The 12,821-nt window shown below is 60.6% G+C and carries 13 protein-coding genes and 1 pseudogene; 12 read left to right on the top strand and 2 right to left on the bottom strand.

The genetic code is table 11. From position 1 onward, the window contains the following. The first annotated feature begins 90 nt into the window (after positions 1–90). From BXA01_RS22565 to BXA01_RS22590, 6 genes are all read left to right on the top strand, one after another. The gene (locus BXA01_RS22565; protein WP_024011957.1) at positions 91–699 is read left to right on the top strand and encodes a LemA family protein; all 609 of its coding nucleotides are present in this window, start codon (positions 91–93) and stop codon (positions 697–699) included. Between the two features lie 13 nt (positions 700–712). Continuing rightward, positions 713–1,465: a TPM domain-containing protein gene (locus BXA01_RS22570; protein WP_076566330.1), complete on the top strand. Its 753-nt coding sequence runs from the start codon at positions 713–715 to the stop codon at positions 1,463–1,465. Positions 1,466–1,498: 33 nt separating this feature from the next. Then, complete coding sequence (locus BXA01_RS22575) at positions 1,499–2,116, top strand: TPM domain-containing protein (protein ID WP_076566332.1); 618 nt, start codon at positions 1,499–1,501, stop codon at positions 2,114–2,116. Between the two features lie 256 nt (positions 2,117–2,372). After that, a complete protein-coding gene (locus tag BXA01_RS22580; RefSeq protein WP_076566334.1) occupies positions 2,373–3,599 on the top strand; it encodes a class I SAM-dependent methyltransferase in 1,227 nt (408 codons plus the stop codon). A gap of 177 nt (positions 3,600–3,776) precedes the next feature. Next, positions 3,777–4,358: a DJ-1/PfpI family protein gene (locus BXA01_RS22585; protein ID WP_076566336.1), complete on the top strand. Its 582-nt coding sequence runs from the start codon at positions 3,777–3,779 to the stop codon at positions 4,356–4,358. A gap of 80 nt (positions 4,359–4,438) precedes the next feature. Beyond that, entirely contained in the window at positions 4,439–4,783 is a 345-nt protein-coding gene (locus tag BXA01_RS22590; RefSeq protein WP_076566339.1) for a YegP family protein, read from the top strand. A gap of 207 nt (positions 4,784–4,990) precedes the next feature. Here BXA01_RS22590 and BXA01_RS22595 read toward each other — a convergent pair whose 3' ends face one another. Continuing rightward, positions 4,991–6,010: a DUF4917 family protein gene (locus BXA01_RS22595; protein ID WP_076566341.1), complete on the bottom strand. Its 1,020-nt coding sequence runs from the start codon at positions 6,008–6,010 to the stop codon at positions 4,991–4,993. Positions 6,011–6,164: 154 nt separating this feature from the next. Here BXA01_RS22595 and yiaY point away from each other — a divergent pair, with 154 nt between their 5' ends. Further along, entirely contained in the window at positions 6,165–7,313 is a 1,149-nt protein-coding gene (yiaY, locus tag BXA01_RS22600; protein WP_076566343.1) for an L-threonine dehydrogenase, read from the top strand. Here yiaY and BXA01_RS22605 read toward each other — a convergent pair. Further along, positions 7,274–7,951 (bottom strand): hypothetical protein, encoded by a 678-nt coding sequence (locus BXA01_RS22605; protein WP_172834018.1) that lies wholly within the window; start codon positions 7,949–7,951, stop codon positions 7,274–7,276. The two genes, yiaY and BXA01_RS22605, sit on opposite strands and share 40 nt — an antisense overlap. 218 nt (positions 7,952–8,169) lie before the next feature. Here BXA01_RS22605 and BXA01_RS22610 point away from each other — a divergent pair, with 218 nt between their 5' ends. From BXA01_RS22610 to BXA01_RS22630, 5 genes and pseudogenes are all read left to right on the top strand, one after another. Beyond that, a complete protein-coding gene (locus BXA01_RS22610) occupies positions 8,170–9,474 on the top strand; it encodes a delta-60 repeat domain-containing protein (protein ID WP_076566347.1) in 1,305 nt (434 codons plus the stop codon). A gap of 349 nt (positions 9,475–9,823) precedes the next feature. After that, positions 9,824–10,558, top strand: a complete 735-nt coding sequence (locus BXA01_RS22615; protein ID WP_076566349.1) for a hypothetical protein — start codon at positions 9,824–9,826, stop codon at positions 10,556–10,558. Beyond that, a pseudogene (locus BXA01_RS22620) lies at positions 10,557–10,688 on the top strand (glutathione transferase); the annotation flags it as partial. The gene BXA01_RS22615 and the pseudogene BXA01_RS22620, both read left to right, overlap by 2 nt. A gap of 61 nt (positions 10,689–10,749) precedes the next feature. After that, positions 10,750–11,388 carry a LysE family translocator gene (locus tag BXA01_RS22625; protein WP_076566351.1) on the top strand — a complete coding sequence of 213 codons (639 nt, stop codon included), beginning with the start codon at positions 10,750–10,752 and terminating at the stop codon, positions 11,386–11,388. A gap of 75 nt (positions 11,389–11,463) precedes the next feature. Further along, positions 11,464–12,813: a sensor domain-containing protein gene (locus BXA01_RS22630; protein WP_076566353.1), complete on the top strand. Its 1,350-nt coding sequence runs from the start codon at positions 11,464–11,466 to the stop codon at positions 12,811–12,813. Positions 12,814–12,821 lie beyond the last annotated feature (8 nt).

Genomic DNA, 12,821 nt, shown 5'->3' on the forward strand with positions numbered 1-12,821 from the left:
CCAGTGGCGGCGCCGATTATGCCCCAACCGCTGGCCGGGAATGCCCAGCGCTCGGTTTTTAAATCAAATGTGTCATGGAGCATCACTGCAATGAATATCAGCTCAACCTCACGTTCACGGTTACAGATCGCCACGTTGCTGGTGTTCGCCACGCTGTTGACCGCGTGCGGCATCAACAATATCCCGACGCTCGACGAACAGGCCAAAGCCGCCTGGGGCCAGGTGCAGAACCAGTACCAGCGCCGTGCCGACCTGATCCCCAATCTGGTGGAAACCGTGAAGGGCTACGCGGCCCACGAACAGGAAACCCTGACCGCAGTGATTGAAGCGCGAGCCAAGGCCACCTCGATTCAGGTCGATGCCAGCACCCTCGACAATCCCGAGAAGCTCAAGCAGTTCCAGCAGGCACAGGATCAACTGACCGGCGCATTGAGCCGTTTGATGGTGGTCTCCGAGCGCTATCCGGATCTGAAGGCCAACCAGAACTTCCTCGCCCTGCAATCGCAACTCGAAGGCACGGAAAACCGCATTGCCGTGGCGCGTCGCGATTTCATCCTGGCGGTGCAGAAGTACAACACCGAGATCCGCACCTTTCCCGGTCGCCTGTGGCACAGCGTGATGTACAGCGATCTGCCGATGCGCGAAACCTTCGAAGCCACCACGCCCGGCGCGGAGAAGGCCCCGGAAGTGAAATTCTGATTCGAGGTCGTCCATGCGTGTGTTGAAACTAAGCCTGGTGCTGATGCTGTGGCTGTTCGCCGTCAGCGCCCGGGCCGAATTGACGTTTCCGCCGCTGAGCGGGCGCGTGGTCGATCAGGCGCAAATGCTCGAGCCATCGATTCGCGCTCAACTGAGCCAGCAATTGCAGGCGCACGAACAGGCCACCGGCGAGCAATTGGTGGTGGTCACGCTGCCGGATCTGCAGGGCACCACCATCGAGGATTTCGGCGTTCAGCTCGGTCGGCACTGGGGCATCGGTCAGAAGGACAAGAACAACGGTGCCTTGCTGATCGTCGCGCGTGACGAGCGCAAACTGCGCATCGAGGTCGGCTATGGCCTGGAGGATCGCCTGACCGATGCGCAGTCGTCGGTGATCATTCATCAGGTCATCACGCCGGCGTTCAAGGCCGGCAATTTCAGCAAAGGCATCAGCGATGGCGTTGCGGCGATGCTGGTGGTGCTCGGTGGCAATCCGCTGGACGAACCGTCGACCGTGTACGAATCCAGCGGCGACCCGGCGGATGATTTCATCTCGCGGCACCCGGCGCTGTTCATGTTTCTGGTGATGTTGTTCATCGTGACGGTGTTTGTCTGCCAGATGCTCGGTATCCTGCCTGCCGGCCGGGGTGGCTCCGGAGGAGGGGGCGGCTTTGGCGGTGGCGGCGGATTCGGCGGCGGTGGCGGTGGCGGCTTCAGCGGTGGCGGGGGCAGTTTCGGCGGCGGCGGTTCGTCCGGCGGCTGGTGAGATCAAAAGAATAATGAGCAGGCACTTTTCGACATGGCATTACTGACTGAACACGAACAACGTAAAGTCGCCGAGGCCATCGCCCGGGTCGAACACGACACCGACGCCGAACTGGTCACGGTGCTCGCTGCCCGTGCCGACGATTACGCTTACATCCCGCTGCTCTGGGCCAGTCTGCTGGCCCTGGTGTTGCCGGGTATCGTCCACTACCTCACCGGCTGGCTGACCCTGCGCAGTCTGCTGCTGGTGCAATGGGGCATGTTCATCGTCCTGTGCCTGTTGTTCCGTCTGCCGAAAATCACCACTCATCTGGTGCCGCGTCGCGTGCGCCACTGGCGCGCCTCCAACCTGGCGCGCCGGCAGTTTCTCGAACAGAACCTGCACCACACCGTGGGCAGCACCGGCATGCTGATTTTTGTCTGCGAGGCTGAGCGCTATGTGGAGATTCTGGTGGACGAGGGGATTTCCAGACGGCTGGATAACAGCAACTGGGACGCGATTGTCGCAGCGTTCACCGAACAGGTCCGCCAGGGCCGCACGCTGGAAGGGTTTGTCACGTGCGTGGAGGCGTGTGGCGAGTTGTTGAAGGTGCACGTGCCGGTGACGCAGGTGCGGAACGAGTTGCCGAATCGGTTGGTGGTGTTGGGCTGAAGCCGTCCCGCATATTTGGCCTCTGTGGCGAGGGGATTTATCCCCGATCGGCTGCGTAGCAGTCGCAAAACCTGCGCACATGATTTGAAAGGCCGAACACAGAGGGCCGCTTCGCGCGCCATCGGGGATAAATCCCCTCGCCACAAAAGTCGGTGTCATGGATTTTGCCGTTGGGTAAATAAGAGGGTGTCCCCAACCCTCATCCCCCCTAAAATACCCGCCATTCCCGATTCCGCCCGTCCGAGGCCGCTTGTCCATGTCCGTTTCCGCTTCTTCCGCGCCGTCCGCCAAACCGGCCGCCGATCACCACGCCCAGTTCATCGAGCTGCTGCGAGCCAGCCTCGACGACAGCGGTTTTATCAAATTGGTGTTGGCCAAATACGTCGGTGAAGAGGCGGATCTGCAACGGGTCATCATCAAACCGGTAACGGTCAAGGCGCAGCCGTGTCTGTCTTTCGTTTATCGCTACAAGACCCGCGACATCACCAAGAACCTGCCGCTGAGCGAAGGCGTGGCGCTGATCGCCGGGCTGCTGCCGACCTCGTTCAAAAATGCGCATTTACTGGCGCTGACCGACGAAGCGCAGCTGGAATACAGCAAAAAGGGCAAGAGTTCGCTGTTCAAGAGCAAACCTCAGCAATTGCGTGAAGCGCCTTCGGCCGAGCACAACCGCGAGAAAAATCGTTTCCTTGAACTGAGCCGCCCCTTCCTTAAAGACCTGGGCGTGACCAATGCGCAACACGAGCTGATCCCGGCGATGTCGCGCAAGTGGAAGCAGATCAACAAGTTCATCGAAGTGTTCAGCCATGCCCTGACCTCGTCGCCGCTGGCGCTGGACAAACCGGTGCGGGTCGCCGATTTCGGTTCGGGCAAGGGCTACCTGACGTTCGCCATTCACGACTACCTGCGCAACACGCTGAAGGCCGAGGGCGAAGTCACCGGCGTCGAGCTGCGCGAAGAAATGGTCAACCTGTGTAACGCCGCAGCGGCCAAGCTCGAGCATCCGGGGCTGGTGTTCAAATGCGGTGACGTGCGCACGGTGGCGCCGAGTGAGCTGGACGTGATGATCGCCCTGCATGCCTGCGACATCGCCACCGATTACGCGATCCACACCGGCATCCGTTCGGGTGCGTCGATCATCATGTGCTCGCCGTGCTGCCACAAACAGATCCGCCTGCAGATCCAGAGCCCGGCGCTGCTCAAGCCGATGCTGCAATACGGCTTGCACCTCGGCCAGCAGGCGGAAATGGTCACCGACAGCTTGCGCGCGTTGTTCCTCGAAGCCTGTGGTTACGAGACCAAGGTGTTCGAGTTCATCTCGCTGGAACACACCAACAAGAACAAGATGATTCTCGCGGTGAAACGCGCCGAACCGGTCGATCCGACGCAGTTGTTGGCGAAGATCGCAGAGCTCAAGGCGTTCTACCACATCAGCGAACACTGCCTGGAAACACTGCTGCGCGCTGACGGTTATATGCCTTAACAGGCAGCTGCAAGCTTCAAGCGGCAAGCTGCAAGCTGCAAGCTGCAAGTTGAAGCATGACGCTGGTGTGCCTGATTTGGGTGATCCTGCTTTTTCTTGCCGCTTGCCGCTTGCCGCTTGCAGCTCAATTTGGGTCTACCTTGAATACTCCCAGACCTTTCCCCGAGGAGTTTTCCCATGGCCGCGAAAAAGATCCTGATGCTGGTCGGCGATTACGTCGAAGATTACGAAGTGATGGTGCCGTTCCAGGCCCTGCAGATGGTCGGCCACACGGTCCACGCCGTGTGCCCGGACAAGTCCGCCGGCAGCACCGTGCGCACGGCGATTCATGATTTTGAAGGTGATCAGACCTACAGCGAAAAACCCGGTCACCTGTTCGCCCTCAATTTCGATTTCGCCAAGGCCCGCGAAGCCGATTACGACGCGCTGCTGATTCCCGGCGGTCGTGCGCCGGAGTACCTGCGGCTGAACGAAAAAGTCCTCGAACTGGTGCGCGCCTTCGACAACGCCGGCAAGCCCATCGCAGCGGTGTGCCATGGCGCGCAACTGCTCGCGGCGGCGGGTGTGCTCGAGGGGCGTGAGTGCAGCGCGTATCCGGCCTGCGCCCCGGAAGTACGTCTGGCCGGTGGCACCTACATCGACATTCCGGTGACCGATGGCCATGTTCAGGGCAATCTGGCCAGCGCTCCGGCGTGGCCGGCGCATCCTAAATGGCTGGCCGGTTTCCTCGGTCTGCTGGGTACGAAAATCACCTTGTAGTCGAGGCAGGCGACAGACCGCGGCTGCTGGTCTTTACTCTGAAGCGCGAAATCTCTCAATCGCCCCCAGGAGAAACAGACATGTCCGGATGGTACGAAGTGAGCAAAAGCAGCAATGGCCAATTCAGGTTCGTGTTGAAAGCGGCGAACGCCGAAACGATTCTGACCAGCGAACTCTACAGCACCCGCGCCGGTGCCGACGGCGGCATCGCCTCGGTGCAGGCCAACAGCCCGCTGGACGAGCGTTACGAGAAAAAATCGACCAAGGACGGCCACCCGTACTTCAACCTGAAGGCGGCCAATCACCAGATCATCGGCAGCAGCGAGTCGTATTCATCGGATGGCGCGTGCGACAAGGGCATCGCCAGCGTGAAGGCCAACGGCCCGACGAAAACCATCAAGGACAAGACCCTGCCGGTGCTCTGAGGCCAATACATTCCACAGGTGGAATGCATTCAAATGTGGGAGCTGGCTTGCCAGCGATGGCGACGGCATCTGCAACATTAATGCCGACTGATTCACCGCTATCGCTGGCAAGCCAGCTCCCACAGGGATTTGGGATTGAAAGAAGATTGTTGGTTCGCCATAAAACTCTGTGTGAGCTTGCTCGCGAAGGCGTCAGCCCGGCCAATATCAAACCTCAACCGGTACCGACAATTTCGGATCACCCAACGCATGGCTCTTGGCATCAAAGAACCGCAACTCAACCCCGGTACCTTCAAACACCTTGGCGTAGTGACGCTTCTGATGCTGGATGAACGCGGCACTGCGCGGGTAGATCGAGATCGCCACGCATTTCGGTCGGGCCAGGCGCAACGCGCGCACCAGATGCGCATCCGGCTCGCCCAGCGCGTGGCCGAAGATACACAGGCTGTCGCCATGAGCCAGTAACTGCTCGTAGCAGAACGACAGATAATCCGAGCTGCGAATGGTCTTGAGCTTGTCAGTGCTCGGCCCTTCGGTGACGAACAGCGGCACGTCGTCCAGCGTCTTGATCGTATTGTTGATGGCGAAACTGCCGAGCAGGGTGCCCTCGGTCGAGGTCAGTTTGCGTGCGGTGCCATCCTGATTGCGCACCAGATGCAGACCACCGTGCAGGTACAGCAGACGCGGTTTGTCGGTGGCGCTCTGGCTCAGATCGAAACTCGCGTCCGCGCCGTTGAACAGGTCGTCGATGGCCTCGCCAGGGTGTTGCAGCGCCCAGTAATTGAGCAGGTCGTAGTTGGTGGTGAACACCGTGCGATAGCGCGCCAGTTCTGCATTGAGCACCGTCAGTGTCGAAGGCTGCACAAGCCGCCACGGGATGTGCACCGCGTGCACGGTGTTGATCAGCGCTTCCTTGATTGCGTAATAGCGATTGCGCGGCGCCGCCGAGCTGACCGCCAGGGCCTTGTTGACCCGGCTGGTGGTTTTCAGGGCGCCCAGCACTTGCTCGAAGCTGCGGGTTTGCAGCGCGTCGAACACCGCCAGTTCCGATGGGCTCAGCGGTTTCTCTTCGACCGTACGGGCGTTTTCGAACAGCGAGTCGTAGCCGAAGTCATCCCATACCGCACGGCTGGCGCCATTGCCCACCAGCAAACCCTGAAAATCGTTCGAGGCGCGCAGGGCGTTCCAGTCTTCGAGGGTGGCGTCGACATCGAGAAAATCGGTCATTGCGTGGGCGATCTCAAAACAAAGGGCAGATGGACGGCGACTTTATCACGAGCGGACATTGAGCCAGATCAACATCGCTCGTGACCGATCGGTCGATTCTGTGCGCACCCGCCGAATCGAGGCAGTCGATCCGGCTTCAGTCAGGAGACACACGATGAGCAGCACCTTCTTCATTCCGGCGGTCAACATCATGGGCAGCGGCTGCCTCGACGAAGCCATGGTCGCGATTCGCAATTATGGTTTTCGCAAGGCGCTGATTGTCACCGACGCCGGGCTGGCCAAGGCTGGCGTGCCCGCAATGATCGCCGAGAAACTGGCGATGCAGGACATCGATTCGGTGATCTTCGATGGCGCCAGACCGAACCCGACCACGGCCAATGTCGAATCCGGGTTGGGGCTGCTGAAGGAAAGCCGTTGCGATTTCGTCGTGTCGCTGGGTGGCGGCTCGCCACACGATTGCGCCAAGGGAATCGCCCTGTGCGCAACCAATGGCGGGCAGATCGGCGATTACGAAGGCGTCGACCGCTCGAGCAAGCCGCAATTGCCGCTGATCGCCATCAACACCACCGCCGGCACTGCCAGCGAAATGACCCGCTTCTGCATCATCACCGACGAATCGCGCCACGTGAAAATGGCCATCGTCGACCGCAACGTCACGCCACTGCTGTCGGTCAACGACCCGGAGTTGATGGTCGCGATGCCCAAAGGCCTCACCGCCGCCACCGGCATGGACGCGCTGACCCACGCTATCGAAGCCTACGTCTCGACTGCCGCCAACCCGATCACCGACGCCTGCGCTTTGAAGGCCATGAGCCTGATCAGCAGCAACCTGCGTCTGGCCGTGCGCGACGGCAGCGACCTGGCGGCGCGGGAGAACATGGCTTACGCGCAGTTCCTCGCCGGCATGGCGTTCAACAACGCCTCGCTCGGATTTGTCCATGCCATGGCGCATCAGCTCGGCGGCTACTACGACTTGCCCCACGGCGTCTGCAATGCCGTGCTGTTGCCGCATGTGCAGAGTTTCAATGCGCAGGTCTGTGCTGACCGACTCAGGGATGTCGCCCACGCCATGGGCGCGGATATTCGTGGTTTCAGCGCGGAGGAGGGCGCACAGGCGGCGATCAATGCCATTCGCAACCTTGCCAAGGACGTCGAGATTCCCGGCGGACTGCGTGAGCTGGGCGCGAAACTCAGCGACATCCCGGTGCTCGCCACCAACGCCTTGAAGGACGCCTGTGGACTGACCAATCCGAGGGCGGCGGATCAGCGCCAGATCGAAGAGATTTTCCGCAATGCGTTTTGAATGAAGGCGCGCAGGCGAGCGAAGTCGAACAGTCCTTCGCTTGCTTCTGCGACCACGGCAAAAGTCCGCACACGGCCCCAATCTGAAACTTGACCGGCGATGTTGTGGACAGCGCAGATACGGTACTGCCCGACCGCCAATGAGTGTGCAGCCGGGGTTTGCCATTTCCGGTCGCTTTCGACCGCTGCTCTGGCAATCTCCAGGCCAGTGTCCAGATCGAAAATACTGACGAAACCCTCGGCTCGCGTGACATCTCCTGAAAAGATCAGAGGCGTATCGACCTGCGCGCCCTCAATCGGTTCGACAACGACCGGGACGTCGATCTCGGGCCGCAGTCGCACCTCATATCCGCGCTCCTCGCTCCATTCGGACGTGATGCCTGCATACGTCTGGTGGGCGTGAATCTTCTGCTGGCCCTGGGCCTGAACGGCGGTGATGCTGAACGCCCATCGTCCATTTGCGCTGACCAGCCCTTCGCCAAGCGAATGGGTGTTTTCAATGTTCCAGACCTGCACAAGAGCATTGGGTATGCCGCTGCCGAGCAACAATGTCGCAGGTCCCGTCGTGCTGGCCTCCTCGGGATAGGTAATGGTCGGCGCCGGGGCAGGTTGTGACATGTGCTCGTCGCGAGTGCTCATCATGCTTCTCGTCCATAGCTGATCTGAACGCTGAGGTTGGCATGGTTGGCCTGAATTGGAACCTGTAAGAACTACCAGTCATTCAGTCTTTTTTGCAGGCAAGGTAATTTCGTTTTCGTCTAAAAAACTGTCATTTCTGTCAGTTGTCCGGCGTGGCGGCTTCGGGTCGAATGCACGCTACGAGGGGATCGATGTCGATCCCATAGGAGAATGCGAACATGCCGGAATCTATCGCGCCATTGTCCTCAAACGCGCAGTCAGCCGGGGAGCTGGATGCGCTCTTTGGTCTGCGAGCGCTGAAATTCCCCGGAGCGGGCAAGACCATTGCCAAAGGCGTGGCGATCACGCCTTCGGGACAGATCATGGTCAGCGCTACCGTCGAGCAATCGGGCCATTCGTACTACGGCCTTGCGCGCCTGGATGCCGATGGCAATCCGGATCCGGCTTTCGGCACCGGCGGATATATCAGCGGCCAGTTCGGCACAGGCTCGCTCACGCAAGGCGGGCCATTGATCGTTGATGCGCTCGGACGGATCTGGATGTGCGGTGTGATTGGCGTCGTCAAAGACCAGACTCTTGAATACCAGCAAGTCATCGCCCGGTTTCTGCCCGACGGATCGCCGGACATCGAGTTCGGCGGCGACAGGAATGGCTACCGGATTGTGCCCATGCGGATTCCGGCACTCTTTGGGGCCACGCATGGGCAACTGCTGCTGGCCAAATCCGATCCGCAGCTTGCGCAGCCGGACCGGCTGCTGTTCGTGACCGCGCAAAAGGGCAGTGGCTTGTTGACGCGGTTCCATCTCGATGGCTCGGACGATTTATCCTTCGCCAGCAACGGTTGGCTGCCCCTGTCGCTGCCAGGGGTGGCCATTTCGTTGTCCGGGATCATCCAGCTCGACGACGGGATGATTCTGCTGCATGGCAAAACGGAAGTAACCAATCAGGGATTGGTCATGGCGTTCGACCACAGCGGGAAAGTTGCACAAGCGTTCGGCGACAAGGGCGTACTGCTGTTGAACATTCAGCGCGATGGCCAGCCGCTCGAAAGCAGCGTGACGGACATCGCGGTGCAAACGGCGCAGCGCCTGCTTCTGCTCGGTTCGGCGGTCGAGTCAACGCAAGGCAAGAAACTGCAACACGGGTTCATCAGTGGTATTACCTACACCGGCCAAATGGATGACGCGTTCAACAATCCTGTCCTCACCCCGACGGCGCAGGAACGGGATCTGAGAGGTTGGCAAGCAGGGTTTGCGCTGGATGATATCGCCGGTAAACGGATTGTGGCGGTCGGACAGACCTCGGGCAGCGAACGAGTCTTGTTGACGGCAGGCTTTCTGGTCGATGGCGCAGTGGATGATTCGTTTGATGTCGAGGGCGCGAGAGACATTTCATGGTCAGCCATTGATGCCTGCCTGCAAGGCTCTTCAATCCTGGTGTTGGGTCGCAAGGACGACAGCGCGCAGCTGGTTCGCTTGCTGACTGCGCCTGTCACAACACGGCGAGACCGCATCGGCCATTGAGCAGCCAGAGGTGGAACCGGGCTGGCCTGCCCGCTCGGATGAACCCTGTCCAGTTCGGCGGGATCGTCAGCCAGATTTTGGGCGGGGCGCATCAAGTACCTCACGGGCAGCAGCACCCCGGCTTGCCGCAGAAGTTGCGCACGCTGGATAGGTTCTGAGACTCGCGGCGTCTGTGATGACGCCTTTGCGAGCAGGCTCGCTCCCACTTTGGAATGCGCTTTCCTGTGCGAGCGAGCCTGCTCGCGAATTCCGACTTCAGACACATGAGAAGATTCGCTGGCCAGATTTGTGGAATCTCCGATGCAGAAAGGGATAGTGCACGGCTGCAAATGTCATCAAGGAGCGGAAATTGACAATGAAGTCCATTTGGATCAGCGCAGTAGCGCTCTGCGGGTGGTTCATGGCTGGGCAGGCGTGGGCCGATTGCACGCCGCCGGCGGTCAGCGCGGAAGCGGATTTCTCGCTGTGCAAGGACTGGCCGGCTTATCCGCAGATGACCATCACCGCGCTATCGACGTTCGTGCCCGATCCGGTCTATGGCCATGACGGCAGCGTGGGCTCGTACGATCTGGACCTGGCCGTCACTACCGCTGGCAGCCCCAAACCGCTGGCGACCTATCATCAGCCGTCGGTGTTTCTCTCCGATGCCATCGCGCTGGAGAGTCTGGAACTCGACACGGCGCGCTATAAACTCACGCCCGACCTTCGTGCATTCGGCGTCCGCGCCCATTTCAAAGGCTCGTCGCGCGTCAATCCGCTGGATGAAACCCTGCTGTCGCTCTACGTGAAAGAGGGCGACGAGGTGCGCCCGGTGCTGGATCGCTTGGTCGTCTACAGCTTCAGTGGCGAATGGGATGGCAATTGCGCCGGAGAGCGCTCGGAGACGGTGCGTACGCTTGAGATGGGCAAAACCAGTTCCCATGGTTACGCCGATATCATTGTCCGCTCAGTCACCACGGGCCGGATCGGTGAGGGACCACCCGACACCTGCGAATCGAAGACCACCCACGAAAAACCGGTGCTGACCACGTTGCGCTATGACGGACAGCAATATTTCGTTCCCGAAAATCTGAGAGGCTATTGAAGGCGCGTCGTTCTACTTCCTCGATCCCGACGGGCACAAGCTGGAAGTCCACGTCGGCGATTTGCAATCGCGGCTGGCTACGTGTCGGCATAAACCGTACCCCGGCATGCGTTTCTGCGACGAACCCTGATCCGCTTCAATCGCGGTGATATAGACTCTGCGCCACGTGTTCTGGCGCTTGCAGGTTTCTCATGACTCCATCATTGCTGTTGGCCGTTCTGGCTTCGGGTTTCATCTACGGGATCACGCCCGGGCCGGGCGTGCTGGCGGTGTTCGGCATTGGCGCGGCCCATGGGCGGCGCGCCGGGGCGGGGTTTCTGTGTGGGCATCTGCTCGGCGATGTGATCTGGTGCAGCACCGCACTGGTGGCAATCGTCGGCGCCCGCGAGATCGGCAGCACTGCGTTCGATGTGCTCGGCGTGCTCAGCGCGTTGTACCTGTTCTGGCTCGGCTGGCGTGCGGTGCGTGCCCAACGCCGTAGCGGCGACGAGGCGCAAGGGGCGGCGCGGCAGCCGTTCTGGCACGGCATCGTCTTCGGCCTGACCAATCCCAAGGCCTACCCGGTGGCGGTGGCGACCTTTACGGCGCTGCTGTCGAGCCGCGCCGAACTGCTCAACTGGTCGATGCTGCCGGCGCTGATCACCCTGAGCTTTATCGGCGGTGCGCTGGCTTACGCTATCCTCATCGGCGTGGTCGGCGCGCAGCGGGTGCGCACGGTGTATCAGCGTCATGAACTGCTCATCACCCGTTTATGTGGCGTGATGTTTATCGGCTTCGCCATCAATGCGTTGATGCACGCGCTGCCGGGCCTGCTGCCGAACAAGACTTGATGGAATGGGCAGGGATGCGCAATCACGATCATGGATGATTGAAATCGCTGCACTGTGCGGACAATCGTTAGAACCATGGCAAGCCCAAACCCTGCGCCGCTGGCGAGCTACATTGACCTGTTGCTGGACGCCGTTTGCGCGGTCGACAAACAGGGCCGTTTCGTTTTTGTCAGCGCTGCCTGCGAGCGGATTTTCGGCTACACGCCTGACGAACTGATCGGCCGCTCGATGATCGAGCTGGTGCACCCGGCCGATCGCCAGCGCACCCTTGCGGCCGCTGGCGAAATCATGGGCGGCGACCCGAAGCACAATTTCGAGAACCGCTATCTGCGCAAGGACGGCAGCGTCGCGCACATTTCCTGGTCGGCGCGCTGGTCGGAAGTCGATCAACTGCGCATCGCCGTCGCCCGCGATATCACCGAGCGCAAGCAGGCCGAGTCGCGGCAAGCGGCGTTGTACGCGATTTCCGAAGCGGCGCACGCGGCGGAAGATTTGCTGGCGCTGTTCAAACGCATCCATCTGCTGATTGGCGAGTGGCTGCCGGCGCTGAATTTTTCCGTGGCGCTGTACGACGAACACTGCGCGCAGCTGAATTTTCCCTATCACGTCGACGATCACGAATTGCAGCCCGAGCAGCCCGGCACCGTCATCGGACGGCTCTGCGCGCAAGTGATCCGCAGCGGCCAGCCAATGTTGCTGACCCCGGACAGCGCCGATGCCACGCCCGATTTTGCTGAGCTGGTGGCGGAACAAAACGCGCCTTGCTGGCTCGGCGTACCACTGAACTCAAAAAACGGCACCATCGGCGCCTTGATCGTCAAAAGCCTCGCTGGCGGCGAACGCTACACCGAGCAGGACAAGGAACTGCTGCAATATGTCTGTGCACAAGTCGCCACGGCCATCGAGCGCCAGCAACTGCACGCGCGGCTCAAGCGCATGGCGCAATACGATCAACTGACGCAACTGCCCAATCGCGAACTGCTGCGTGATCGGCTCAAGGCTGCGCTGGCCCATGCGCGAACCGGGCACGGACGCATGGCGCTGCTGTATGTCGATCTGGATCGCTTCAAACAGGTCAACGACACCCATGGCCATGCCGTCGGTGACATGCTCCTGCAAACCGTGGCCAACCGGCTGAAAGGCTGCGTGCGTGAAACCGATACGGTGGCGCGTATCGGTGGCGATGAATTCGTCGTGCTGCTGCACAGCGTGCATGCCGCCGGCGATCCCGACAATGTCGCCGGAAAAATCCGGCAGGTGCTGGCGCAGCCCATGCGCCTCGACGGGCATGACTTGTGGATCGAATCGAGCATCGGCGTGGCGCGCTTTCCTGAACACGGCGAAGAAGAACAGCAACTGTTCCGGCATGCCGATCAAGCCATGTATGCGGCCAAACGCCTGAATCATCGGGCCTTGGGCAGCTGAAGCGAGCG

The organism is Pseudomonas sp. B10, assembly GCF_900156235.1.
GTDB lineage: Bacteria > Pseudomonadota > Gammaproteobacteria > Pseudomonadales > Pseudomonadaceae > Aquipseudomonas > Aquipseudomonas siliginis.